The following is a 26,340-nucleotide window of genomic DNA, read 5'->3' on the forward strand; positions in this document are numbered from 1 at the left end:
TTACCTGGGCCATCCCGGTGTTCAGAACGGGCGCACCCGTTCCTGATGTCGTCACAAGCAGCCCTCAGCCTGCCTGCAGTGTTTGGGTGCGGCGCCGTCGGGGGTAAGACCGGCGCCGCAAGCGAAGGTCCTCAGCTGCAGCCGGAGGTTCCCCCGCAGGTGTTGCATTTCATGCAGGTCCCGTTGCGCACCAGCGTGTAATTGCCGCATTCGCCGCAGGCTTCGCCTTCATAGCCTTGCATTTTTGCCTTGGTACGCGCGTCCATGCCGCTAGTATTTTGCGCCGGTGCTGCACTGGTCTCCGGAACCAGGGTTTGCAGCGCCGCCACCGGATCAGTTCCAGTTCCCAGCACGCCGGCGTCGGTTTGGCCGCCCTGCAGCACCACCAAATCCTGCGGCAGACGCTTGCGCAGATAACCGGTTGAGGAAATTTGCTTCAGAACTTCCAGCGACCGGGTCGCGGCGCTTTCGCTCAGCTCCGACAGGTTCGACACGCCTTCTTCCTCGCCCCGGCCCAGATCGTCAAAGGTGGCACCTTCCGGTTTCACATGCGCCAGATCAGTGCGGTCCAGATAGGACACCGCCAGTTCGCGGAACACATAGTCGAGGATCGAGGTCGCGTTCTTGATCGAGTCGTTGCCCTGGACCATGCCCGCGGGTTCGAACTTGGTGAAGGTGAAAGCGTCGACAAACTCCTCCAGCGGCACGCCGTACTGCAGGCCGACCGACACCGCGATGGCGAAGTTGTTCATCATCGCCCGGAAGCCTGCGCCTTCCTTGTGCATGTCGATGAAGATCTCGCCGAGGTTGCCGTCCTCATATTCGCCGGTGCGCAGGTACACCTTGTGGCCGCCGACAACTGCCTTCTGGGTATAGCCCTTGCGCCGCTGCGGCATCTTGGTGCGGTGCGATTTCAGCACCTCCTTGATGACCACTTTCTCGACGATCTTCTCGGCCAGAACCGCCGCCTTTTCCTGCGGCGCGCCGCTTTCCAGCACCTCAGCCGCATCGTCGTCATCCTCGACCAGCGCCGCTGCCAGCGGCTGGCTCAGCTTGGAGCCGTCGCGGTAGAGCGCGTTCGCCTTGATGCCCAGGCTCCAGCTCAGCTCATAGGCTTTCTGGCAGTCCTCGATAGTGGCCGAGTTCGGCATGTTGATGGTCTTGGAGATCGCGCCGGAGATGAAGCTTTGGGCCGCCGCCATCATGCAGATATGGCTGTCAACACTCAGGAAACGCTTGCCTTTCTTGCCGCACGGATTGGCGCAGTCAAAGATCGCATAGTGTTCTTCCTGCAGATGCGGTGCGCCTTCCAGGGTCATGGTGCCGCAGACGTGATCGTTGGCAGCCTCGATGTCCTTCTTGGTGAAGCCCAAGTGGCGCAGCAGATCGAAGGTTGGATCGTTCAGCTTGGTTGCCGGGATGCCCAGCACGCCGGTGCAGAAATCCTCACCCAGGGTCCACTGGTTGAACACGAAGCGGATGTCAAAGGCCGATTCCAGCGCCGCATCCACCTTGGCCAGTTCGTTCGGGCCAAAACCGTGGCCTGCCAGCGAGGTGTGGTTGATGCCCGGCGCGTTGCCGATGGAGCCATGGCCCACCGCATAAGACACGATTTCCTCGATCTGCGAGGAGCTGTAGCCCAGACCCTCCAGCGCCGACGGAACCGAACGGTTGATGATCTTGAAGTAGCCGCCGCCAGCGAGCTTCTTGAACTTCACCAGGGCAAAATCCGGCTCGATCCCTGTGGTGTCGCAGTCCATCACCAGGCCAATGGTGCCGGTCGGTGCAATCACCGTGGTCTGGGCGTTGCGGTAGCCGTGCTTTTCGCCCAGTTCCAGTGCTTCGTCCCATGCGCTGGCGGCCAGATCGGTCAGCAGCGCATCAGGGCAGCTGGCGATATCCAGCGGCACCGGTTTCACGGACAGCGCCTCATATCCGTCAGCATTGCCCTTTGCAGCATTGCGGTGATTGCGGATCACACGCAGCATGTGATCTGCGTTTTTCGCGTAGCCCGGGAAGGCACCCAGTTCGGAGGCGATCTCGGCGGAGGTCGCATAGGCCACACCGGTCATCAGCGCGGTCAGCGCACCGCAAAGCGCCCTGCCCTCATCCGAGTCATAGCTGTAGCCCATGTTCATCAACAGGCCGCCGATATTGGCATAGCCCAGACCCAGGGTGCGGAAGTCATAGGAGCGCTGTGCGATTTCCTTGGACGGGAACTGGGCCATCATCACCGAAATTTCCAGCGTCAGCGTCCACAGGCGGCAGCAATGCATGTAGTCATCTGCCTGGAACTGGCCATCCTTCAGGAAGCTCAGCAGGTTCAGAGATGCCAGGTTGCAGGCGGTGTCGTCCAGGAACATGTATTCCGAACAAGGGTTTGAGCCGCGAATCTCACCGTCTTCCGGGCAGGTGTGCCACTCGTTCACGGTGTCGTGGAACTGGATGCCGGGATCGGCACAGGCCCAGGCTGCGTGGCCGACTTTCTCCCACAGGTCGCGCGCCCGGATCACCTTGGCAACCTTGCCGTCGGTGCGGTTGAACAGCTCCCAGTCGGCGTCTTTTTCGACCGCATGCAGGAAGGCGTTGGTCACCCGGATCGAGTTGTTGGAGTTCTGCCCGGAGACAGAGCTGTAGGCCTCGGAATCCCAGTCGGTGTCATAGGTCGGGAACTCGATCGAGGTGTGGCCCTGCTTGGCGTAATCCAGCACCCGCTTGATGTAGGTTTCCGGGATCGCCACCTTCTTGGCCTCTCGGATGGCCGATTTCAGCCCGCCGTTGACCGCAGGGTCGTAGGCGTCGGCCTCAGCCCCGTCCCAGCTGCGGATCGCCTCGAAAATGCCGTTCAGCATCTTCTCGTGCATCTTGGAGCCCGCGACGATGGACGCGACCTTCTGCTCCTCGATCACCTTCCACTGGATGAAGTCTTCGATATCCGGGTGATCGGCGTCAACGATCACCATTTTTGCTGCCCGACGGGTTGTGCCGCCTGATTTGATGGCGCCCGCTGCGCGGTCGCCGATTTTGAGGAAGCCCATAAGGCCGGAGGATTTGCCGCCGCCGGACAGCGGCTCGCCCTCGGCGCGCAGATGGGAGAAATTGGTGCCGGTGCCGGAGCCGTATTTGAACAGACGCGCCTCACGCACCCACAGGTCCATGATACCGCCATCCTTCACCAGGTCATCGGAGACCGACTGAATGAAGCAGGCATGCGGCTGAGGGTGTTCATAAGCGCTGTCAGACTTGGTCAGTTTGCCGGTCTTGTAGTCGACGTAGTGGTGGCCCTGCGCCGGGCCGTCGATGCCATAGGCCCAGTGCAGGCCGGTGTTGAACCACTGGGGCGAGTTCGGGGCCGAGCGCTGGGTCGCCAGCATGTAGCGCATCTCGTCGTAGTAAGCGCGCGCATCCTCCTCGGAGGAGAAATAGCCGCCCTTCCAGCCCCAGTAGGCCCAGGCGCCCGCCAGACGGTCGAAAACCTGCTTGGAGGACGTCTCACCGCCAAATTCCGCGCCCTTATCGGGGACAGAGCGCCACAGGAACTCGGGCACGTCTTTTTCACGGACTTTCTTCAGCCGGGACGGCACACCGGCCTTGCGGAAATACTTCTGAGCAATGACGTCGCTTGCGACCTGGCTCCAAGAAGACGGGATTTCGATGTTATCGAGCCGGAAAACAATGGTCCCGTCCGGGTTACGGATCTCCGAGGTGGCGGAGACAAAAGCCAGATCGGCATAAGCATCCTGCCCGGGTTTGGTGAATTTCCGTTCGATCTTCATGCTCTGCCCCTTCTCAAGCACACATCGGTCAAGTGTCACGGTGCCCCCGCACCAAATGTCCCGGCCACGCAACACGCAGATACCCAGCGCACGCCGCATACGGCGCACTTGCGGCCCTCGCCGGCCATTCTACAAAGGACTGTCTGCTGTCTTCAGCGTTGTTGCTGTGGCCCCTTAACCCACCAGATTTAGTGCCATCGCAACCGGTGTCCACAATTTGGCGTATTCACACACAAAGGGTCAACGTTAAATTTACCCCTTGGCAACGATCTTTGCTGTTGACGCTATTCGCGGTTTCAAGGGTCCGGCGACGGCCATTGATTCATCCACAGGCTGCCACGTCCGGCGGTGTAAAAATCCAGTTTGCGGGCAACCCGGATTTCTTATGCCAAGCAAGTAACTTGCCGCGTCGCAGAGGCGCCGGAGCGGCAGCTCATTCGGGCAATGATTCACATCCCTTGAGCGGCCAGCGGCAAGTGGCATGCACAAACAACTTTACGGTGATCTTCCGATGGTATCATGGCGCTGCAGCATTGGACCCTGTGGCGTCCTTAACAAACTGATGCGGTTCAGCGGCAGTTGGTTAAGGGAGTGTTAACAGTGCATTAAGAAAGTATTAACACTCATGATTGCATCAAGTCGATTACCCTCCCCAAAAGCGGGAACCGAATCCTTCAGGCGGTTTTACCTGGCAAAGATTCGCTGCAATTTTATGGAGAGAAGTGGTCGGGGCGGCGAGATTCGAACTCACGACCCCCTGTACCCAAAACAGGTGCGCTACCAGACTGCGCCACGCCCCGGACCGTGCGCCTTCCTATCTCCGGCGAAGTGATTTGAAAACCCCTAACAGGGCCAAACTGCGCCTCTGGCGGAAAAAATTTCATGCCGCATCTGACTGCCCGGGGCGATACCGTAGCGGCGGGCCAATCCACCGTTTATTTCGAGAACGGCAAACACTTCATCGCCGCCTGGGACTGGCGTCAGATCGCCGGGTTTGGCATTTTCATGAACCGAAGTGACCCGTCCGCTTTCATCCAGGAAAATGATGTCCAGCGGGATCAGCGTGTTCTTCATCCAGAACGCCGCCGGCTGGGGGTGCTCATAGACGAACAGCATCCCTGCCCCGCGCGGCATCGTCTCGCGGAACATGAGCCCCTGGGCGCGCTCCTGCTCGTCATCGGCAATTTCAACAGAGAACCCGGTCTGCCCCCAGCTGCCACGCAGGTCTACCCTGCCGGGCTTGCAATCCCCGGCAAAGACCGGGGCGGCAATCACGGAAAATGCGGCGGCGGCGAAACTCCAGCTAAGAAGACGCCGCGGCACCAGATCAGACCTGGCTGCCGGCCGCCAATGCGGCTTCCCATGCAAGAACTTCGACCGCCATGCGGCCGCGCTTGCCGTCAATCACCCGCATCGCCAATGCTTCGCCCGGCTGCAGGTCCGCCAAGCCGGACTGGCGCAGAACCTCAACATGCAGGAACACATCTTCATCCCGGCCAAACACATTGGCAAAGCCGAAACCCTTGCCCTTGTCGAACCACTTGACCCGCGCAGGCTCCAGCGGTTCGTTCTGCAGGCTGACCATGTCCAATTCGGCAAAGTCGCTCAGCACCGGGGTGTCTTCGCGTTCCGGCGGCTGGATCGAGATGACCTCAACCGCTTGAACGCCGCGGCCGGTCTGATGCGTTACGATTTCAATCCGGGCGCCGTCCGCGACAGAGCTTTGCCCGAAATTACGCAGTACATTCACGTGCAGAAGGATATCCGGGCCGCCAGCGTCGGAAACGACAAAGCCATACCCTTTCGCCGGGTCGAACCACTTCACCAGCCCCTGAACTTGCTGCAAGCTGCTGAGATCTTCTGCCACTGGATTTTCCCTACCGCGTTTCTTGTTTTTTTGATGCTGCCCTGATGCGCCAAACTGACCTTGGAATTCAAGCTAAAAAGTCTTGAAAATGTCACGAAAGACGACTTGACCCAAGGTAAACTGACGATTCCTGTCAGGGATTAAGGCGATTAATATTCCATGCTGCAGATGCGTCATCGCGGCGCCAGCGGAACCGGTCGTGCAACCGGAAGGCGCCATCGGCCCAAAACTCGATTTCCAAAGGTACCAGACGGTAGCCGCCCCAGAACGGCGGCCGTTCCGGATTCGGTCCCTTCATCGCCGTCACCTTCGCGACCTCCGCCATCAGCGTGCCGCGGCTGTCCAGCGGCTGAGACTGTTTCGAGGCCCAGGCGCCTAGCCTGCTCTTGAGTGAGCGGGATCTATAGTATTCATCCGCCTGCGGCCCGTCCTCGCGCGTGATGGTTCCGCGCACCCGGATCTGGCGGCGCAAGGATTTCCAGTGCATGACAAAGGCTGCCTTGCCTGCATGATCCAGCTCCTGCGCTTTGGCGCTCTCATAGTTGGTATAAAAGACAAAGGCGCCGTCCTCTATTTCCTTGAGCAGCACCATGCGGCTGTTGGGCAGCCCAGTCGCATCCACCGTGGCCAGCGCGATGGCGTTCGGGTCGTTGGGTTCGGACCGTTCTGCCTCTTCGAGCCAGGACCTGGCTATGGCAAAGGGGTCGTCGCCTGCGAATATACCTGTGCGGTCGGACATGAGCACCTCAAACGGGAATTTGAACGCAACCTAGGCAGCTTCGTTTCTGCCTACAAGGGTAAGCACCCTTGAAGCGCCCCGCGCGGCATTATAAACACCGCTAAATTATCAGATCACAGGCGGAGAACCTGCATGTCTAGTCAACTGATGGCCGGTAAGCGCGGCCTCATCATGGGCCTGGCCAACGACAAATCCATTGCGTGGGGCATTGCCAAGGCCTGCGCCGATGCCGGGGCCGAGCTTGCCTTTTCCTATCAGGGCGATGCGCTGAAGAAGCGGGTCGACCCGCTGGCAGAGCAACTGGGCAGCAACATCGTCCTGCCTTGCGACGTCTCGGACGAAGTGTCGATCGACGCGCTGTTTGCCGAACTGGAAGCAAAATGGGGCAAGCTGGACTTCGTCGTTCACGCCATCGGCTTCTCCGACAAGAATGAACTGCGCGGCCGTTACGTCGACACCAGCCGCAGCAACTTCCAGATGACCATGGACATCTCAGTATTCTCCTTTACCGCCGTGGCAAACCGCGCCGAGAAGATGATGAAGGACGGCGGCTCGCTGCTGACCCTGACCTATTACGGTGCCGAACAAGTGATGCCGCATTACAACGTGATGGGTGTTGCCAAGGCCGCGCTCGAGGCCTCAGTCAAATACCTGGCCGAGGACCTGGGCAAGGACGGAATCCGCGTCAACGCGATCTCTGCCGGCCCGATCAAGACCCTGGCTGCATCGGGTATCGGCGATTTCCGCTACATCATGAAGTGGAACGAGTACAACTCGCCGCTGCGCCGCAACGTGACCATCGACGATGTGGGCAAGTCCGCGCTCTACCTGTTGTCCGACCTCAGCTCCGGCGTCACCGGCGAAAACCTGCATGTGGATGCGGGTTATCATGTCGTCGGCATGAAGGCGGTGGATGCACCGGATATCTCCAAGTAACTGAAAACACGGAGGCCCGGGCATCGGTCCGGGCTCCGGCAAGCTGACGCGATACCGCGGGGAGCACATAAAATGACTGATCGTCTGCCGCACGAAAAAGGCTTTCACATCAGCTGGGACCAGATCCACCGCGACAGCCGTGCCCTGGCCTGGCGCCTGGACGGGCAAGGCCCCGACGATGGCGCCTGGCGCGCCGTTGTGGCGATCACCCGCGGCGGCATGGCGCCGGCGATGATCGTCAGCCGCGAGCTGGACATCCGCACCGTCGACACCATTTCTGTCCGCTCCTACCATCACCAGGCCCAGGGCGAGGCCGAGGTGCTGAAGGCGCCGGATGCAGCCCTGATGGGTGACGGCGAGGGCGTGCTGATCATTGACGATCTGGTCGACAGTGGCAAAACTTTGGAACTGGTGCGCCAAATGTACCCCAAGGCGCATTTCGCAACGGTCTACGCCAAGCCCAAGGGCCGGCCGATGGTGGACACCTTTATTACTGAGGTTAGCCAGGACACTTGGATCTTCTTCCCCTGGGATATGGCCCTGCAGTACGTCGAACCCTATCGCGGCACTGATTGAAGCGGTCCAGCCTGCAGAATTCCAAAGGCGCGCGTCACAGCGCGCCTTTTTCGTTGGTTGGACCGGCCTTAGGGCAAACCCGTGCGCCCTTCCCGCTTGAGCCGCAACGGGCGCCGTGCCAGACATATCCCGGCGCGCACCAGGATGCGCCTGAACTTTCGCTGCAGCCCGGAGCCGCCCATGCCCCTGCCCCGCACCCAAGCCACCTTTGTCTCGCCCATCGTCGAATCGCGCCGCTGGCTGGCCGGGGCGGATTTCCCGCCGGACCGCCCGCTGTTGAATGTGAGCCAGGCCGCCCCGGCAGAGGCGCCGCCGGAAGGTCTGCGTCAGGCGCTGGCGGAGGCCGCTCTCAATGACGTCTCCGCGCATCTCTACGGTCCCGTCCTCGGCAACGACCCGTTGCGCCGGGCACTGGCGCAGCAGATGTGCCGCCACTATCAGGCAGAGGTCTTGCCGCAGCAGGTCGGCATCACGTCCGGCTGCAACCAGGCATTTGCTGCCGCCATTGCCGCCCTTTGCGGTGAGGGCGATGAGGTGATCATCCCGGTCCCCTGGTACTTCAATCACAAAATGTGGCTGGACATGGCAGGCGTTACTGCCGTGCCGCTGCATGTGGGCGATGGCATGCTGCCGGATCTGGCCGCGGCAGAGGCGCTGATTACGGACCGCACCCGCGCCGTCGTGCTGGTCACGCCCAACAACCCATGCGGCGTGGAATACCCCAGCGGTCTGGTTCAGTCCTTCTTCAGCCTGGCCCGCAGCCGCGGCCTCGCGCTGATCGTTGATGAAACCTACCGCGATTTCGACAGCCGCGGCGGCGCCCCGCATGGGCTGTTCCAGATGCCGGACTGGGACAGCACCCTGATCCACCTCTATTCCTTCTCCAAGGCCTACCGGCTGACCGGCCATCGGGTCGGCGCCATCGCCGCCTCAGCGGACCTCCTGTTTGAGATGGAGAAATTTCTGGACACCGTCACCATCTGCCCCTCGCAATTGGGGCAGGCCGGCGCGCTGTGGGGCATTGAAAACCTGCATCACTGGCTGGCAGGCGAACGACTGGAGATCCTCGACCGCCGCCTCGCGATTGAGGAAGGCTTTCCGGTGCTGGCCGCAAACGGCTGGAAACTCCTCGGTTGCGGCGCCTATTTCGCTTATGTCGAACACCCGTTCGACCAGCCCGCGGACCAGATTGCTCGCAAGCTGGTAAAGGAGGCGTCCATCCTGATGCTGCCGGGCTCAATGTTCATGCCCGAGGGCGACCCGGACGGTGCCCGCCAGTTCCGCATTGCCTTTGCCAATGTGGACCGCGCAGGCATTCACACGCTGTTTGAACGCCTAGCTGCCTTTAATCCCTGATCATCCAGCAGTTTGCGCTGCAATCATCTTGCCCCTCTGCGGGCAGCCGCGTATTCAGTCAGCGGCATTTCCCGCTGCAAGGCACCCCCTTGCGCGGCAGAACAATAAAGAGGGCATCATGGCCGCAGGCATGAAACATCTATCCAAAACCTTCGTCTGGATCCTGATGGGGATGCTGATTGTCGGCCTTGCCGGCTTTGGCGCCGTGAATTTCTCCAGCTCCTCTTCCTCCGTCGCTCAGGTCGGTGACGAGGATGTTAGCATTGGCACCTATGTGCGTGAGCTGCAGCGCGAGCAGCGTGCCCTGCAGGCGCAGACCGGTCAGGCCATGTCCATGGCGCAGATGACCGCTTTCGGCCTCGACCGGGTGGTTCTGGGCCGCCTGATTTCCCTCGCGGCATTGGATCACGAGGCTAAAAGCCTTGGCCTGTCGCTGGGTGATGAAAACCTGATCGAGGAACTTGCCGCCATCGACGCCTTCCAGGGTGTGAACGGACAGTTCGACCGCGAGGCCTACAGCTTTGCTCTGCGCAATGCCGGCCTCACTGAAAAGGAATTCGAAGAAGACCTGCGCCGCGAGGCCGCCCGCACCATCGTGCAAAGTGCGGTACTGTCCGGCGCAAAAATGCCCGATACCCTGACCGAAACCCTGACCAGCTACATCGGCGCCCGCCGCAGCTTCTCCTATGTGCAGATCAATGCCGCGGAAATCGCCCTGACAGCTGAGGTGCCATCGGACGCGGACCTGGAAGCTTTCTACGAGGCCAATCAGGACCAGTTCATGCTGCCGGAAACCAAGGTCATCACCTACGCCGCCCTGCGCCCTTCCATGCTGCTGGATGAGATCGAAGTGGACGAAGCCCAGCTGCAGCGCCTGTTCGAGGACCGCTCTGATCAGTATCAGGTTCCCGAACGCCGTCTGGTCGAACGTCTGGTGTTTGGCGATGAGGAAGCTGCCGCCAGCGCCAAGGCGCAGCTGGAAACCGGCGGTGCCACCTTCGAAAGCCTGGTCGAGACCCGCGGCCTGACACTTCAGGACATCGACATGGGCGACGTCACCATGGGCGACCTTGGCGCGGCCGGCACTGATGTCTTTGCTGCTGAGGTGGGCACCGTGGCAGGCCCCCTGCCCTCTGACCTTGGCCCGGCGCTCTACCGTGTTAACGGCCGGCTTGAGGCGCAGATCACCACCTTCGAAGACGCCAAACCGGAATTGGTGGAGGAACTGGCCTCCGACCGCGCCCGCCGCCTGGTGGAAACTCAGGCCGAGGACATTGACGACATGCTGGCCGGCGGCGCCACGCTGGAGGAGCTGGCAACCGACAGCGGCCTGGAGCTGGCCCAGATCAATTGGACCGAGGACAGCAGCGATGACATTGCAGCCTATGAGGGCTTCCGCACCGCCGCCGCTGCCGTCACTGCAGACGACTTCCCCGAGGTTGGCTTCCTTGAGGACGGCAGCCTGTTTGCCCTCCGCCTGGATGACACCCTGCCGGAACGCCCGGAACCCTTTGGTGATGCCAAGGACAAGATCCTGGCCGCCTGGCAGGCGGACCGGCTTGCTGTGGCGCTGAAAGAACAAGGCGAAGCGTTGCTGGCGCAGGCGGAGGCAGCAGATGGTTTTGCTGAGGACACCGAAGTGAAAACAGAAACCGGCCTCACCCGCACAGCCTATATCGACACCGTGCCGGCCGGTCTGGTCGCAGGCGTCTTCGAAATGGAAACCGGCGATTTCCGCCTGGTGCAGGATGCAGAATCCGCCGTTGTTGTCCGCCTCGACGCCATCCTGCCGCCTGAGGCAAGCGACGACATGACCCTGCTGACCCAGGCACTTCAGGCGCAGCTGGACCAAGCGCTGGCGCAGGAGCTGTTCCAGGCCTATACGCAGGACGTCCAGACCCGCGCCGAACCCCGTGTAGACCAGCAGGCGCTGAACGCAGCGCAGGCGAACTTCCAGTAATCAAGGCACCAGATCCATGGCCCTGACCCCCGATTTCGACACGTTCGCCAAAGCCTATGAGGCCGGCGAAAACCAAGTCGTCTACACCCGCCTTGCTGCAGATCTCGACACGCCGGTGTCGCTGATGCTCAAACTGACCGGCGCCCAGAAGGACGCCTTCATGCTGGAGTCCGTCACCGGCGGCGAGGTGCGCGGGCGCTACTCAATCATCGGAATGAAACCGGATCTGGTCTGGCGCTGCCACGGGGAGCAGTCGGCCCTGAACCGCTCGGCGCGGTTTGATTCGGATGACTTCACGCCCCAGGACGGCAACCCGATGGACAATCTGCGGGCCCTGATTGCCGAGAGCAAGATCGACCTGCCCGATGATCTGCCCCAGGCCGCGGCCGGGCTGTTCGGCTACTTGGGCTATGACATGATCCGCCTGGTGGAACATCTGCCGGACGTGAACCCCGACCCGCTCGGCCTGCCCGATGCGCTGATGCTGCGCCCCTCGGTCATTGCGGTTCTGGACGGCGTCAAGGGTGAGGTCACCGTGGTATCCCCCGTCTGGTCCAGCGACGGCCAGACCGCCAAGGCGGCTTACGCCCAGGCCGCCGAACGGGTGATGGACGCGGTGCGCGATCTGGAACGCGCCATGCCCGCCGAAAGCCGCGACCTCGGCGACGCGCACGAAGTTTCCCCGCCGGTCTCGAACTTCACCAAGGACGGCTACATGGCCGCGGTGGAGAAGGCCAAGGAATATATCCGCGCGGGCGACATCTTTCAGGTCGTTCCGGCACAGCGCTGGACCCAGGAATTCCGCCAGCCGCCTTTTGCGCTCTACCGCTCTTTGCGCCGCACCAATCCGTCGCCCTTCATGTTCTACTTCAACTTCGGCGGCTTCCAGGTTGTCGGGGCATCACCGGAAATCCTCGTCCGTGTTTTCGGGCAGGAGGTCACCATCCGCCCGATCGCCGGCACCCGCCCGCGCGGCGCCACACCCGAAGAAGATAAGGCGCTGGAAGCGGATTTGCTGGCCGACAAGAAGGAACTGGCCGAACACCTGATGCTGTTGGATCTGGGCCGCAACGACACCGGCCGGGTCGCCAAGATCGGCACCGTGCGCCCGACCGAGAAGTTCATCATCGAGCGCTACAGCCACGTCATGCACATCGTCTCCAACGTCGTGGGCGAGCTGGCTGAGGACAAAGACGCGCTCGACGCTTTCTTTGCCGGTATGCCCGCGGGCACCGTCTCCGGCGCGCCCAAGGTGCGGGCGATGGAAATCATCGACGAACTGGAACCGGAAAAGCGCGGCATCTACGGCGGCGGCGTCGGCTATTTCTCGGCTGGCGGCGACATGGACATGTGCATCGCCCTGCGCACCGCCATCGTCAAGGATCAGAACCTCTATATCCAGGCCGGCGGCGGCGTTGTGTACGACAGCGACCCGGAGGCGGAATATATGGAGACCGTCCATAAATCCAACGCCATCCGCCGCGCAGCCGCCGATGCCGCACGCTTTACTGGCAGCGGCAATAGCTGATGCACAGGCTTGCCGCGCTGCGGCTTCTTTCTGGTTGAAAATACCCCCGCCGGAGGCAGCGGCGCCCTTTCAGGGCGCCGTTTTCATTTGGCAGTACTCACTTGCCGGGCAGCAGCGACTCAAGGCTGGCCGAGACTGGCGCAAGTGCAACCCGCTCTGCCCGGTCCTGCAGCCCCCACAACAGCAAAGCTGAGATCGTATCCGGGCGCAGACGGCCCAGCATGATGACTGCACCTTCCTGCCCGGCCCGGAACGCCGCCTGATCCAGGAACCGCCGGATTGCCCGCGGATCCTGACCCGCACCGTCAAAGTCGCGGAACACCACCCCGGCCGGCACGCCATCGCGCAGTGCCAGTTTCTGCACGGTATTGAGACCGCTGTCCTGGGTCAGCAGCCCATAGCCGGCAGCGGCGGCATATGCGGCCACCTGATCCGCCAGCGCCCGGTTGCCCTGCACGCCGGTCTCCACCCCTTCCAGGATCGCCATGGCCTCGGGCAGCTTGCTCCTCCAGACCTCAAATGCCGTTTCCGCGTCCTGCGGCGAGGCTTCGCGCGGCAGGTCGGCCAGCATCAGAACTTCAAACCCGGCAGCCCGGCGCGCCGCCATTTTCCCGGCGGCCTCCGGGTCTTCGGGATCAATGGCAAAGCTCAGGGGATAGGGGAATTCCGCCAGCGCCTCCGATCCGACAGCGCCCGCATCGTCAATGAGCACGATCGACATCAGGGGCCGGTCCTCGGGATTGAAGAACGGTTCGGAATTGGCCGAAAAGGGGGTGGCGTCTGGTCCGCCTGCAGCAGAAACTGCTTCCTGCTCGTCCCGCTCAGTAAGCGGCACAACCGGTGTTCCGATGCTCGGTGTCAGCGAAGCAGGTTCTGCGGCTTCTGCGGCAGCTTCCGGCTCATTTGCGCCGGGTTCAGCCGCACCGCTGCCGTTCTCTGATGCGTCTGGCACAGCAGGGGCTGCGCTGATAACCGGCAATGTGGTCGCCTGCGGAGCGGAACCGATATCCGGGGTCTGAACGGTACGGGTATCCGGTGCTCCAACTGTCTTGGGCGCCGTTTCAGGTTCCTGGGCCCCAATCGTCGCAGTTACCACCGTTTCACCGTTGCCTTCCGGTTCCGGCGCAGGCTCCGTCGCGGCCACAACCGCGCTTTCGCTGCGCGGTGCTTCAGGCACCGCAGGCAGCACAGCCTGCGGCTGGGGTACAGACGCAGTTTCCGCCGTGACCGGTGCTTCGGCCAATGCTAGGCTTTCCGAGCCTTCTGCGGAGGTGGACAGCCCAACTGCTGGTTTCTGCGCCGGCGCGGTATCAGCACCCGCAAGGGCGCTCAGATCATCCTGTGCAGTCCCGCTGATGGGCACTTCTGGCTGAACTTCAGCCAGGTCTGCGTCCCGTCCTTGGCCATTGCCGGGGACGTCTGCTTCGCCGCTTCCGCCATTGGGCATCTGCGGCGCATCGCCGGGGTCATGCGAAACCGCTTCAAGTTCCGTTGAACCCGTATTTTCCGCTGGTTCAGATGTGCCGCCTGCGGTCTCTTCGGCGGGCTCTGGCGCTTGTTCCGGCTTGGCCGCCATCTGCGGCAAAGGCACTGACAATGACAGCATCGCCAGCCCGCCAGCCGCCAGTAATGCCCCGACACTCACGCCGCCCAGAAATCCACGCATGCCTGTTTTGCCTCTCAATCTTTCTGAGGTGCTGCGCCGTATCAGCCTGCCTGCGCGATCCTTGTGCCGGTTCGCCCCTGCATTCGCCTTTCCTGCCCTTGACGCTGCCCCGTATCCCTGAACAAGTATGTTGCAACCACTATACTGCGGCGCGCACCCCGCCCGCCACCCTTAAAAGAGCCCGCAAGATGCTGCTGCTGATCGATAACTACGATTCCTTCACCTACAACCTCGTCCATTACCTCGGCGAGCTTGGCGCCGAAATGGAAGTGCACCGCAACGACGCCATCAACGTGCAGGAAGCGATGGCGATGAAGCCCGCAGGCATTCTGCTGTCGCCCGGCCCGTGCGACCCGGATCAGGCCGGCATTTGCCTCGCCCTGACAGAAGCCGCGGCGGAGACCAAGACGCCCCTGATGGGTGTCTGCCTTGGCCACCAGACCATCGGCCAGGCCTTTGGCGGCAAGGTGGTCCGCTGCCACGAGATCGTGCACGGCAAGATGGGCATGATGCACCACAAGGATACCGGCGTTTTCAGGGGTTTACCGACACCTTTTGAGGCAACCCGCTACCACTCCCTGGTGGTGGAGCGCGAAAGCCTGCCCGATTGCCTGGAAATCACGGCTGAGCTGGAAGACGGCACCATCATGGGCCTGCAGCACAAGGAGCTGCCGATCCACGGCGTCCAGTTCCACCCGGAATCCATCGCCTCTGAACACGGCCATGCGCTGCTGAAAAACTTCCTCGACGTGATGCAGGTGCCGGCATGAGCGACCAGCTGAAGCCGCTGATCGGTGCAGCCGCCGAGCGTTCCCTGAGCCGCGAAGAAGCCGAGAAAGCCTTCACCCTGCTGTTTGAGGGCGAAGCCACGCCCAGCCAGATCGGCGGCCTGCTGATGGCGATGCGCACCCGCGGCGAAAGCGTTGATGAATACGCCGCTGCCGCCGCCGTGATGCGCGCCAAATGCAATCCGGTTAAGGCGCCTGCAGGCGCCATGGACATCGTCGGCACCGGCGGCGACGGCAAGAATACCCTAAACATCTCCACCGCAACTGCCTTTGTCGCAGCGGGCGCCGGTGTTGTGGTTGCCAAGCATGGCAACCGCAACCTCAGCTCGAAATCCGGCACTGCCGACATGCAGTCTCAAATGGGAATCAACGTGATGGTCGGCCCGGAAGTGGTTGAAAAGGCAATTAATGAGGCCGGGATCGGTTTCATGATGGCGCCGATGCACCACCCGGCGGTGGCGCATGTGATGCCGACCCGGGCAGAGCTCGGCACCCGAACCATCTTCAACATCCTCGGCCCCCTCACCAATCCGGCCGGCGTCAAACGCCAGCTGACCGGGGCTTTCAGCCGCGAGATGATCCGCCCGATGGCGGAAACCCTCAAGGCGCTTGGCTCAGATCGCGCTTGGCTGGTCCACGGCTCCGATGGCACGGATGAGCTGACCATCACCGGCGTCAGCTGGGTCTCCGCGCTGGAGGAGGACGGCAGCATCCGCGACGTGGAGCTGCACCCGGAGGACGCGGGCCTGCCGGTGCATTCCTTTGACAAGATCATCGGCGGCACGCCGGAAGAAAACGCCATGGCCTTCCGTGTGCTCCTCCAGGGCACGCCCTCGGCCTACCGCGACGCTGTGCTGCTGAACGCCGCCGCCGCACTGGTCGTCGCAGGCAAGGCCGCAGACCTCAAAGAAGGCGCTGCGCTGGCCGCCGAGTCGATCGACAGCGGCGCCGCCAAGGCCAAGGTCGAGGCGCTGGCCCGGATCACCTCAGCCGCATGACCGGTCTGCCCGCAGGGCTGGGCGCCTGGTCCAGCCTGCCGTTCTTTCAGGATCAATGGCCGGGCATTGCCGCCGCGATCGCAGCGGACGCCCGGGACATTCTGCCGCCCGCGCACCAGCGGTTTGCGGCGCTGAAACTGACCCAGCCGCAGGACACCCGCGTGGTGATCCTGGGCCAGGATCCCTATCCCACACCCGGCCACGCCCACGGACTGGCCTTCTCGGCAGAACCGCATGTGCGCCCCCTTCCCCGGTCCTTGTCCAATATTTACAAGGAGCTGGCAGACGATCTTGGCGTCGCCCGACCCAACGCGGATCTGCGCGGCTGGGCGCGCCAGGGCGTTCTTCTTCTGAACACTGCCCTGTCAGTCCCGGCAGGCGAAGCGAACGGCCACAAGCACCTTGGCTGGCATCACCTGGTGCATCAGGTGATGGAGCTGACATCGGTGCGCCCCACCGCATACATTCTCTGGGGAAATACTGCACAAAAGCTTGAAAAACATATCAAACCGGGCGATCACCTGATCCTGAAAACCGCCCATCCCTCGCCCCTGTCGGCGCAGCGCGGTTTCTTCGGGTCCCGACCCTTTTCAAAAGTGAACAATTGGCTTACCGCCCGCGGCGAGGATGCCATAGACTGGAACGCAGGAACGGAGGCCCAGGCATGAGTGGAACTGGAATGACCGAAAACGTGCTCGACAAGATCAAGGCCTACAAGCTCGAGGAAGTGGCCGCGGACAAGGCCGCCAAACCGCTTGAGGCGGTCGAGGCCGAGGCGAAGAATGCCTCCCCGGTACGCGGTTTCGCCAAAAGCCTGATGCAAGCTAACCGCTCCGGCTACGGCCTGATTGCCGAGATCAAGAAGGCGAGTCCTTCCAAGGGCCTGATCCGCCCCGATTTTGAACCTGCGGAACTCGCCAAGGCTTATGAAGACGGCGGCGCCACCTGCCTGTCGGTGCTGACGGACACTCCCAGTTTCCAGGGCGCCAAGGAGTTCCTTACCCAGGCCCGCACCGCCTGCTCCCTGCCCGCATTGCGCAAGGATTTCATGTATGACACCTACCAGGTCGCCGAAGCCCGCGCGCTGGGGGCTGACTGCATTCTGATCATCCTCGCCTCCGTCTCCGACGCCCAGGCGCAGGAGTTGGAGGAAAGTGCCTTTGAATGGGGCATGGATGTGCTGCTGGAAGTGCATGACGCGGAAGAACTGGAACGCGCCTGCAACCTGAAATCACCGCTGATGGGCATCAACAACCGCAACCTCAAGACCTTTGAGACCACGCTGGACACCACCCGCACGCTGTCCCGCATGGTGCCTGCCGATCGCACCATCGTCTGCGAAAGCGGGTTGTTCACCCCTGCGGACCTCAGCGATATGGCCCGCTACGGCGCCCGCACCTTCCTGATCGGCGAGAGCCTGATGCGGCAGGATGATGTGGCCGGCGCCACCCGCGCGCTGCTCGCCAACCCGCTGATGCCGGGCATGATGTAAGGAGAGCCTCATGAGCCTCACCCATTTCGACACCAAGGGCGACGCCCATATGGTTGATGTTTCAGACAAGGCAGTGACCTCGCGCATCGCCACCGCCGAGGGCCACATCACCATGGCGCAGGAAACCTTTGATATCATTGCCGAAGGCCGCGCCAAAAAGGGTGACGTGCTGTCGGTGGCGCGCCTGGCCGGTATCATGGGGGCCAAGAAGACACCGGATCTGATCCCGCTCTGCCACCCGCTGCCGGTGACCAAGGTCGCGGTGGAACTGACGCTGGACCCGGACCTGCCCGGCGTGCGGGTCGAGGCCACTGTCAAAACCACCGGCCAGACCGGGGTCGAGATGGAAGCGCTCACCGCCGTCTCCACTGCCGCGCTCACGGTCTATGACATGGCCAAGGCCGTGGATAAGGCAATGCAGATCGGTGGAATCCGCGTGACTCTGAAAGATGGCGGAAAATCAGGCCGGTACGAGGCGTAAATGATCCCTGTCAGCGAAGCCCGCGCGCATCTTCTGGCGCTTGTCAGCCAGCTTGAAACCGAGGAAGTTCCGCTTGCGGAGGCCGCAGGCCGGGTGCTTGCCCGCGATCTCCAGGCCCGCCGCGACCAGCCGCCGTTCTCCGCCTCCGCCATGGATGGCTACGCGGTGAACGCCGCCGAAGTTGAGCTGCACGCCATGTTCAAGGTGATCGGCGAGGCCGCAGCCGGCCACGCTTTCGCTGGCCGTGTGGGCGCAGGCCAGGCGGTGCGGATCTTCACCGGCGCCCCGGTGCCGGAGGGCGCAAGTTTCGTTGTCATTCAAGAGGATGTGACCCGCAGCGGCGACCTCATCACCATCACCGATGCGCCCGGCAGCAACCACAATATCCGCCCCCGCGGCGGCGATTTCACCGATGGCCAGACCGTCAGCGCGCCGCGGCTGCTGACGCCTGCAGACATTGCCCTGCTGGCCGCGATGAACATTCCCTCGGTCCCCGTCACCCGCCGCCCGGAGGTCGCGCTGATCTCCACCGGCGACGAGCTGGTGATGCCCGGCGGCACGCCAGGACCGGACCAGATCATCGCCTCCAACACCTTTGGCCTCAAGGCGATGCTCGAGGAACTGGGCGCCCGCGCCCGCATCCTTCCCATCGCCCGCGACACCGAAAGCTCCCTGCGCACCGCGTTTGAACTGGCAGAGGGCGCCGACCTGGTTGTCACCATCGGCGGCGCCTCGGTCGGCGATCACGATCTGGTAGGAAAGGTGGCGCAGGACCTCGGGATGGAGCGCAGCTTCTACAAGGTTGCCATGCGCCCCGGCAAACCGCTGATGGCCGGCCGCATGGGCAGTGCTGCAATGGTCGGCCTGCCCGGCAACCCGGTTTCCGCCATGGTCTGCGGCCACGTGTTCCTGGCGCCGGTGATCCGTACCATGCTGGGACTGCCGGCGGAGGCCGCGCAGCTGCGCACGGCCACCCTGGCGGCTGCCCTGCCGGAAAACGGCCCGCGGGAGCATTACATGCGGGCGCAGGTCGAAAACGGCCAGCTGACAGCCTTTGAAAACCAGGACAGCTCGCTCCTCACCGTGCTAGCAGAGGCCAACGCCCTCCTGGTGCGTGCACCAGATGACAGCGCCCGTGCGGTAGGCGAAGCGGTGCAATACCTGCCCGTCTGACCCCGCTTCTTCTTTGCACTAATACTCAAACCGGTGGCGGCAGCCTCCGGGCCTGCCGCTGCCATTCTTCAGATACAGCCATGTTGACACAAAACGTGAACATGCGTAGAACAAAAGAAAACCTGAGGCACGGAGGGAGCGGCGATGCTCACAAAGAAGCAACTTCAACTGCTGGAATTCATTCACAAACGCCTGCAGCGCGATGGCGTGCCCCCCAGTTTTGACGAAATGAAGACGGAACTGGATCTCAGGTCGAAATCGGGCATCCACCGGCTGATCACGGCGCTGGAGGAACGCGGCTTCATCCGCCGCCTGCCTCACCGTGCGCGTGCCATTGAAATTATCCGCCTGCCAGAAAGCCTTGGCGGCACTGGCGAACCGCAGGGATTTGCCCCCAAGGTGATTGACGGCGGTCAGGCCAAAACCACCGCTCCTGCCCGCGCTTCGGCGGACCCGCTGCGTCAGGCGGCGGTTGAACTTCCGGTGATGGGGCGCATCGCTGCCGGCGTGCCGATTGAGGCGATCAGCCAGGTCTCGCATCAGGTCGCAGTGCCAGGGGGCATGATTGCCACAGGCGGCCAGCACTACGCGCTGGAAGTGAAGGGCGATTCCATGATTGAGGCCGGTATCAACGATGGCGACATCGTGGTGATCCGCGAAAGCGCTGCCGCCGACAACGGCGACATCGTGGTGGCGCTGGTCGAAGGCCAGGAGGCAACGCTGAAACGCTACTACCGCGAGGGGTCGATGATCGCGCTGGAAGCTGCCAACCCGGCCTATGAAACCCGCCGCTATCCCGAAGACATGGTTCAGGTCCAGGGCCGCCTGGTCGGCCTGATCCGCACCTACTGACCTCCAGCTCCACTCAGCAGCTGCCGAAGGCGGCGGATTTCCCGCCCCTCCGGCTGCCAGCCGGTCCAGGGCCGCTCGCCTGCAGCCTCCCGCGCTGTCAGGATCTCACCTTCGCGTGTCATGGCAATACTGCCGGTCTGCCGCATCACCTCCGGTGTCAGCAGCAGGCAATTGCCGTCGTCCGGCACAGTGGAAATGATTATGTCCCTTTCGTTGCAGCCGCTTACAGCCGCCAGCTTACGCTTTCCCGGCGCGTGCAGCAGACGGTAGCCCGCGCCCTGCCAGACCGGAATCCGGTCCAGCCCTTCCTCCCAGCGGGCAGCGGCAACAGGCTGGGTTGCCGGATCGCCGTCATTCTCCAGCCAGATTTCCGCTGTGAACCCCTGCCCCTTGGCGCGCGACAGCGCACGGCCATCTGCTTCCATCACCCCGATCAGCCCGCCGGAGTCGGCAATCAGGATGTCGGGACGCCCGGATGAGGTCCAGAGAGCAAAAGCTGCTGCGGCTGGCAGCAGACCTGCCAGCCGCAACCGCCCCTGCCAGGCCACCGCAAAGACGAACCCTCCGGCCAGCAGCGGCAGCACCCAGGGCACTGGCGCCGCCACATGCGACACTGCGCCGTCAAAGCCGGATACGGTACTGGCCACCATCAGGATCCAGTCCAAGCCCCATTGCATCACTGTCAGCCCGATCCACTCCAGCCCCAGCGGTGCCAGGCACAGCGCCAGCACCGCAGCGGGGATCACAATCGTGCCCATCACCGGCACCGACAGAAGGTTTGCCAGCAGGCCGTAATGCGGAATGGTGTTGAAATGCGCCGCCGCAAAGGGGGCCGTTGCCGCCCCGGCCACCGCGGAGGAGACAACCAGCGCCAAGACAGGCCGCAGCCAGCGCGGCCCCAGCGGCACCTGCCCGTCCCGCAGCGCGGCAAATACGGCCACCAGCGCTGCGGTGGCGGCAAAGCTCATCTGGAAACCAGGGCTCAGCAGGCTTTCCGGCCGCCTCAGCAGCACGATCACCGCCGCCACCGCAACCGCGCGCAGGGTGATCGCCCGCCGGTTCAAGAGCACCGCGCCGAACATCACCGCCACCATGACAAAGGCGCGCTCTGTCGCGACATTGCCGCCCGACAGCAGCAGATACCCGGCCCCCGCGGCCAGCGCAGCAACTGCGGCCAGTTTCTTGACCGGCCAGCGCAACGCAACCCAGGGTACCATGCACATCAGAGTTCTAAGCGCTGCAAAGACAAAGCCCGTCAGCAGCCCCATATGCAGGCCTGAAATTGCCAGCAGATGCGCCAAGTTGCTCTGCCGCAGCGCGGTCAGTGTTTCCTCACCCACGCCGCTGCGGTCGCCGGCTGTCACAGCCGCGGCAAACCCGCCGGCCTCGCCCGGCAGCTGTTTTTGCAAATACTGCGCCAGCGATCTGCGCAGCTGCTCAACTGGTTTGTCTTCACCGGGGGCTTCGGCCAGCAGCACCGGCACGCGGGTATATCCCAGCCCGCCCAGCTGTTTGAACCAGGCATGGCGGCGGAAGTCGAAACCGCCCGGTTCCGCCGGCCCCTGCGGCGGCAAGAGATGCGCGGTGGTCATCACCCGCGCGCCTGGCGGCGGTATGTCCGCTTGCCCCTTCAGTGAAACCCTGACCTGCGCGGGCGTATCCTCCGGCGCAGCCCGGTCCAGGCGCACCTGATCCAGCGTCAGCCGCAGCGCGTCCGTGGGAGAGCGGTCGACAGTCACCACCCGACCCTCAACCGGTCCGTAATAGCGGAAGTCCAGTACCGGAGCGGCCACCAGATGGGTGCGTGCAAACGCCAGGCAAATCCCCGCCGCCAGAAGCGCTGGAACCCAGCACAGAAAGGCCATAGGCCGCCGCAACAGCGCGCAAGCCCCCAGCAGCAGCGACGCACAGCCCAACGCGGTTATTGCCGCGGTGCCCGGTTCGGTTTTCAGGCTGAAATAGGCTCCGATCCCGGCACCCAGAAACACCGGCACCCAGGGAAACAGGTTGCCGCGCTGACCTTGCAGAGCGTCGCTGACTGCAGTTCCAAGCCCCATGCTTGCCCCCCGCCTTCTGGCCCGGTAGACAGGCGGAAACTCTACGCCTCACATGGTTTCCAAAAGGTAAATCCTGCACATGACCCAACCGGTTGTCACCCGCTTCGCGCCCTCTCCCACCGGCTATCTGCACATCGGCGGCGCCCGCACCGCGCTGTTCAACTGGCTCTATGCCCGCGGCCGTGGCGGCAAGTTCCTGCTGCGGATCGAGGATACCGACCGCGAACGCTCCACGCCGGAGGCCACCGCGGCCATCCTGCAGGGCATGGAATGGCTGGGATTGGACCATGACGGCGAGGTGATCAGCCAGTTTGAACGCGCGGACCGCCACGCCGAAGTGGCGAAACAGCTGCTGGCCGAAGGCAAGGCGTATAAGTGCTTTGCCACCCAGGAAGAAATCGCCGCCTTCCGCGATCAGGCCAAGGCTGAGGGCAAATCGACGCTCTATCGCTCTCCCTGGCGCGACGCGGACGCGTCCAGCCACCCGGACGCGCCTTATGTGATCCGCATCAAGGCGCCGCAGGACGGCGCCACCGTGATCCAGGATGAGGTGCAGGGCGACGTTACCATCCGCAACGACCAGCTGGATGACATGATTCTGCTGCGCTCCGACGGCACCCCGGTCTATATGCTGGCGGTGGTGGTCGACGACCACGACATGGGCGTGACCCATGTGATCCGCGGCGACGATCACCTGAACAACGCCGCCCGCCAGATGATGATCTATCAGGCGATGGGGTGGGACGTGCCGGTCTGGGCGCATATCCCGCTGATCCACGGCGCCGATGGCAAGAAGCTCTCCAAGCGCCACGGCGCGCTTGGCGCACAGGAATACCAGGCGATGGGCTATCCGGCTGCCGGCATGCGCAACTACTTGGCGCGTCTCGGCTGGTCACACGGCGATGACGAGTTTTTTACGGACGCGCAGGCCAAAGAGTGGTTTAATCTCGGCGGCATCGGCAAAAGCCCGGCCCGGTTCGACACCAAGAAGCTGGAGAATCTCTGCGGCCAGCACATTGCCATCGGCGAAGATGCCGCACTGCGGCAGGAAATCTGCGCCTATTTGGCGGCTGCCGGGGAACCCGCCCTGACTGACGCGCAGTCACTAGGTCTGGAGCGTGCGATGTATTGCCTCAAGGACCGCGCGCGCACCTTCCCTGAACTGCTTGAAAAAGCGCATTTTATCCTTGCCTCACGGCCTCTTGACCGGGACGCGAAGGCAGAAAAGGCTCTGACTTCTGTATCCGATGGTATACTGGAAGAATTGACGCCGCAGCTGCAAAATGCTAGCTGGGTCCGTGACGATCTGGAGGCGCTTCTGAACGGATTTGCAGAAGCCCATGATACCAAGTTCGGCAAACTGGCAGGCCCCTTGCGGGCAGTGCTGGCCGGCCGGGCGGTAACGCCTTCGGTGTTCGACATGATGCTGATTCTAGGCCGCGAGGAAACCCTCGCCCGGCTCAAGGACGCAACAGGCTGACTGCGGTCTTAACGCCCGGGAAAGCCTGTTTTGATACGACAACCCCTGCGCGAAACCGCGCAGGCGCTGCCCGCATGAATGCACCCGGACCGGGCGGTATTCGTGCCTGCAACAGGAAGGGACATTTATGACCGACACACAGAAATCAGCCACGCTCACGCTGGATGGCGAAAGCTTTGAGCTGCCCATTTTCTCGCCGACGGCCGGGCCCGATGTTGTCGACATCCGCAAGCTCTACGCGCAGGCAGGTGTGTTCACCTACGACCCGGGCTTCACTTCCACCGCCAGCTGCGACAGCACCATCACCTATATTGATGGCGACAAAGGCGAGCTGCTGCACCGCGGCTACCCGATCGACCAGCTGGCGTCCAAATCGCATTACCTCGAGGTCTGCTACCTGCTGCTCTACGGTGAACTGCCGACCGCAGCCCAGCTCGAGGATTTCGAGACCCGTGTGACCCGTCACACCATGGTGCATGAGCAGATGCACAACTTCTTCCGCGGCTTCCGCCGCGATGCGCACCCGATGGCGACCCTGGTGGGTGTTGTCGGCGCAATGTCGGCCTTCTATCACGACTCGCTGGACGTGACCGACCCCTGGCAGCGCGAAGTTGCCGCCGTGCGCCTGATCGCCAAGCTGCCGACCATCGCCGCAATGGCCTACAAGTATTCGATCGGCCAGCCGTTTGTGTATCCGCGCAACGATCTGGATTACGCGGCCAACTTCCTGCACATGTGCTTCTCTGTTCCGGCCGAGGAATACCATGTGAACCCGATCCTCAGCCGGGCGATGGACCGTATTCTGACCCTGCACGCAGATCACGAGCAGAACGCCTCCACCTCCACCGTGCGCCTGGCGTCTTCCTCCGGGGCGAACCCGTTCGCCTGCATCGCAGCCGGCATCGCCTGCCTCTGGGGCCCGGCCCACGGCGGCGCCAACCAGGCCTGCCTGGAGATGCTCAAGGAAATCGGCACCGTCGACCGCATTCCGGAATACATCGCCCGCGCCAAGGACAAGAACGACCCGTTCCGCCTGATGGGCTTTGGCCACCGCGTCTACAAGAACACCGACCCGCGCGCGACCGTGCTGAAACAGTCCGCCGATGAAGTGCTGGAGCTCCTGGGCGTCGATGACAACCCGCTCCTGCAGGTCGCCAAGGAGCTGGAGCAGACCGCGCTCAACGACCCCTACTTCATCGAAAAGAAGCTGTTCCCGAACGTCGACTTCTACTCCGGCATCATCCTGGAGGCGATGGGCTTCCCGACTTCGATGTTCACTCCGATCTTCGCGCTGTCGCGCACCGTCGGCTGGATCTCGCAGTGGAAGGAAATGATCGCCGATCCGCAGAACAAGATCGGCCGCCCGCGCCAGCTGTATCTGGGCGAAACCCTGCGCGACTACGTCGACATCGAACAGCGCTGAGCGCCGGTTCAAAACATTTCAAACGCCCCGCTGACTGCGGGGCGTTTTCTTTTGTGCTCACTCCGCACACGGCCGTCCCGAACGCTGCGGGACAGACCGCGGGAAGGGTGGCGATCCGGGACAATAACCGGTTTCCCGCGGGACTGTTTCTTCTGAAAATTCAATATTTAAGAGTATTTGACTAAACTCACACAACCTCATACTGAACTGAGGAGTTTACTCAATTTGGCAGACCGCCTCCCCGCGCGAGGTACTGCAGAACGCCGTCTGCCAGCTGACTACGGGATTGATGACATGGAATTTTTGATCTTGCTCGGCATCGGCCTCACCATCGGCGGTGTGGCGATTGCGCTGGATGATGATGATAATGAGGCGCAGGAAGAAAGCATCTCTTCCGAACCCATGCCGGAGTCCCTCACGGAAGATGGCAGCAGCATCACAACCTCGGACGGTGACGACGATTTCACAGCGAGCGATCAGGATGAAACAATTTTCCTGCGCGGCGGCAACGACGTTGCGGAAGGGCGTGGCGGCGACGACCGTATTTTTGGTGGCGACGGCGAGGACGTCATTGTCGGCGGCGAAGGGGACGACTTCTTGCGAGGCGGGTCGGAAGACGACACGCTTGTCGACAATGCGGGTTCTGATACGATCTACGGTGACGGCGGCAATGACCTGATCTTCGCGACGACAGCGGTTGATGGCGAAGGCATTGTCAACTTTGCCCGCGGTGTCAGCGATGGCAGCATCACCGATTTCACCGAATTGAATCAGTATTACACGCCGGATACCGACACGGATGCACAGGCTGACGAGGTCTTCGGCGGTGCTGGCGACGACACGGTCATTGCCGGCGACGGAGACACAGTGACGCTTGGCAGCGGCAGCGACACTCTGGGTGTCGGCGATTGGGTTGTTTCAAATCATGACCCGGTGACGGTCACCGATTTTGACCCAGGCGAAGATGTCCTTGTGTACTCGCATGATGGAGAAGGTCCGACGCCTGAGCTTTCGGTGAACCATCTTTTCGATGGAGAGGGAACAGCTCTTCTGTTTGCTGACAATGTTCTGGTTGCCCGCCTGCCTGGTGTCGGAGAAGAATTTTCCCTAGGCGACGTCTCCATCGTCGACCGGGGGGGCAGCGGATCAACACTGGTCTGAAAAAATGTGCCTCAGATAAGCTGAGGCACAA

General features: G+C 62.6%; 21 protein-coding genes and 1 tRNA gene. 15 read left to right on the forward strand and 7 right to left on the reverse strand.

Annotation, left to right across the window (positions count from 1 at the left end):
* Positions 1–131 precede the first annotated feature (131 nt).
* From GC1_RS02320 to pdxH, 5 genes are all read right to left on the reverse strand, one after another.
* Positions 132–3,776, reverse strand: a complete 3,645-nt coding sequence (locus tag GC1_RS02320) for a vitamin B12-dependent ribonucleotide reductase (protein WP_019297792.1) — start codon at positions 3,774–3,776, stop codon at positions 132–134.
* 723 nt (positions 3,777–4,499) lie between these two features.
* Positions 4,500–4,576, reverse strand: a tRNA-Pro gene (locus tag GC1_RS02325).
* Positions 4,577–4,619: 43 nt separating this feature from the next.
* Positions 4,620–5,099: a DUF192 domain-containing protein gene (locus GC1_RS02330; RefSeq protein WP_443136560.1), complete on the reverse strand. Its 480-nt coding sequence runs from the start codon at positions 5,097–5,099 to the stop codon at positions 4,620–4,622.
* A 4-nt stretch (positions 5,100–5,103) separates the two neighbouring features.
* Positions 5,104–5,643, reverse strand: coding sequence for a cold-shock protein (locus GC1_RS02335; RefSeq protein ID WP_019297790.1), 540 nt, complete (start codon positions 5,641–5,643; stop codon positions 5,104–5,106).
* 133 nt (positions 5,644–5,776) lie between these two features.
* Positions 5,777–6,382 (reverse strand): pyridoxamine 5'-phosphate oxidase, encoded by a 606-nt coding sequence (gene pdxH, locus GC1_RS02340; RefSeq protein WP_019297789.1) that lies wholly within the window; start codon positions 6,380–6,382, stop codon positions 5,777–5,779.
* 132 nt (positions 6,383–6,514) lie between these two features.
* Here pdxH and fabI point away from each other — a divergent pair, with 132 nt between their 5' ends.
* The 5 genes from fabI (at position 6,515) to trpE (ending at position 12,738) form a co-directional block, all read left to right on the forward strand.
* On the forward strand, positions 6,515–7,318 hold the full coding sequence (gene fabI, locus GC1_RS02345; protein WP_019297788.1) for an enoyl-ACP reductase FabI: 804 nt from the start codon (positions 6,515–6,517) through the stop codon (positions 7,316–7,318).
* A 72-nt stretch (positions 7,319–7,390) separates the two neighbouring features.
* A complete protein-coding gene (gene gpt / locus GC1_RS02350; RefSeq protein WP_019297787.1) occupies positions 7,391–7,894 on the forward strand; it encodes a xanthine phosphoribosyltransferase in 504 nt (167 codons plus the stop codon).
* Between the two features lie 180 nt (positions 7,895–8,074).
* A complete protein-coding gene (locus tag GC1_RS02355) occupies positions 8,075–9,250 on the forward strand; it encodes an aminotransferase (RefSeq protein WP_029204981.1) in 1,176 nt (391 codons plus the stop codon).
* A gap of 118 nt (positions 9,251–9,368) precedes the next feature.
* Positions 9,369–11,210 carry a peptidylprolyl isomerase gene (locus GC1_RS02360; protein WP_019297785.1) on the forward strand — a complete coding sequence of 614 codons (1,842 nt, stop codon included), beginning with the start codon at positions 9,369–9,371 and terminating at the stop codon, positions 11,208–11,210.
* A gap of 16 nt (positions 11,211–11,226) precedes the next feature.
* Positions 11,227–12,738, forward strand: a complete 1,512-nt coding sequence (trpE, locus tag GC1_RS02365) for an anthranilate synthase component I (protein ID WP_019297784.1) — start codon at positions 11,227–11,229, stop codon at positions 12,736–12,738.
* A gap of 97 nt (positions 12,739–12,835) precedes the next feature.
* On the opposite strand, the gene GC1_RS02370 is transcribed toward trpE, so the two are convergent.
* The gene (locus tag GC1_RS02370; protein ID WP_019297783.1) at positions 12,836–14,404 is read right to left on the reverse strand and encodes a divergent polysaccharide deacteylase family protein; all 1,569 of its coding nucleotides are present in this window, start codon (positions 14,402–14,404) and stop codon (positions 12,836–12,838) included.
* 188 nt (positions 14,405–14,592) lie between these two features.
* Here GC1_RS02370 and GC1_RS02375 point away from each other — a divergent pair, with 188 nt between their 5' ends.
* The 7 genes from GC1_RS02375 to lexA all read left to right on the forward strand — a co-directional run bounded on the left by GC1_RS02375 (position 14,593) and on the right by lexA (position 20,188).
* The gene (locus GC1_RS02375; RefSeq protein ID WP_019297782.1) at positions 14,593–15,174 is read left to right on the forward strand and encodes an anthranilate synthase component II; all 582 of its coding nucleotides are present in this window, start codon (positions 14,593–14,595) and stop codon (positions 15,172–15,174) included.
* Entirely contained in the window at positions 15,171–16,190 is a 1,020-nt protein-coding gene (gene trpD / locus GC1_RS02380; protein WP_019297781.1) for an anthranilate phosphoribosyltransferase, read from the forward strand. Before GC1_RS02375 ends, trpD begins: the two co-directional genes overlap by 4 nt.
* Positions 16,187–16,858 (forward strand): uracil-DNA glycosylase, encoded by a 672-nt coding sequence (locus GC1_RS02385; RefSeq protein WP_019297780.1) that lies wholly within the window; start codon positions 16,187–16,189, stop codon positions 16,856–16,858. Before trpD ends, GC1_RS02385 begins: the two co-directional genes overlap by 4 nt.
* A gap of 11 nt (positions 16,859–16,869) precedes the next feature.
* Entirely contained in the window at positions 16,870–17,682 is an 813-nt protein-coding gene (trpC, locus tag GC1_RS02390; protein ID WP_019297779.1) for an indole-3-glycerol phosphate synthase TrpC, read from the forward strand.
* Positions 17,683–17,692: 10 nt separating this feature from the next.
* Positions 17,693–18,163, forward strand: a complete 471-nt coding sequence (gene moaC, locus GC1_RS02395) for a cyclic pyranopterin monophosphate synthase MoaC (RefSeq protein ID WP_019297778.1) — start codon at positions 17,693–17,695, stop codon at positions 18,161–18,163.
* Positions 18,164–19,336, forward strand: a complete 1,173-nt coding sequence (locus tag GC1_RS02400; RefSeq protein WP_019297777.1) for a molybdopterin molybdotransferase MoeA — start codon at positions 18,164–18,166, stop codon at positions 19,334–19,336.
* Between the two features lie 144 nt (positions 19,337–19,480).
* On the forward strand, positions 19,481–20,188 hold the full coding sequence (gene lexA, locus GC1_RS02405) for a transcriptional repressor LexA (RefSeq protein WP_019297776.1): 708 nt from the start codon (positions 19,481–19,483) through the stop codon (positions 20,186–20,188).
* On the opposite strand, the gene GC1_RS02410 is transcribed toward lexA, so the two are convergent.
* Positions 20,182–22,245, reverse strand: coding sequence for a ComEC/Rec2 family competence protein (locus tag GC1_RS02410; RefSeq protein ID WP_019297775.1), 2,064 nt, complete (start codon positions 22,243–22,245; stop codon positions 20,182–20,184). The genes lexA and GC1_RS02410 overlap by 7 nt on opposite strands.
* A gap of 79 nt (positions 22,246–22,324) precedes the next feature.
* Between GC1_RS02410 and gltX the strand changes: the two genes are divergently transcribed.
* The 3 genes from gltX (at position 22,325) to GC1_RS21825 (ending at position 26,309) form a co-directional block, all read left to right on the forward strand.
* On the forward strand, positions 22,325–23,725 hold the full coding sequence (gltX, locus tag GC1_RS02415) for a glutamate--tRNA ligase (protein WP_019297774.1): 1,401 nt from the start codon (positions 22,325–22,327) through the stop codon (positions 23,723–23,725).
* 127 nt (positions 23,726–23,852) lie between these two features.
* Positions 23,853–25,148: a citrate synthase gene (locus tag GC1_RS02420; RefSeq protein WP_019297773.1), complete on the forward strand. Its 1,296-nt coding sequence runs from the start codon at positions 23,853–23,855 to the stop codon at positions 25,146–25,148.
* A gap of 294 nt (positions 25,149–25,442) precedes the next feature.
* Complete coding sequence (locus GC1_RS21825) at positions 25,443–26,309, forward strand: calcium-binding protein (RefSeq protein WP_019297772.1); 867 nt, start codon at positions 25,443–25,445, stop codon at positions 26,307–26,309.
* Positions 26,310–26,340: the final 31 nt, after the last annotated feature.

The organism is Leisingera sp. ANG1 (assembly GCF_000203975.2).
GTDB lineage: Bacteria > Pseudomonadota > Alphaproteobacteria > Rhodobacterales > Rhodobacteraceae > Leisingera.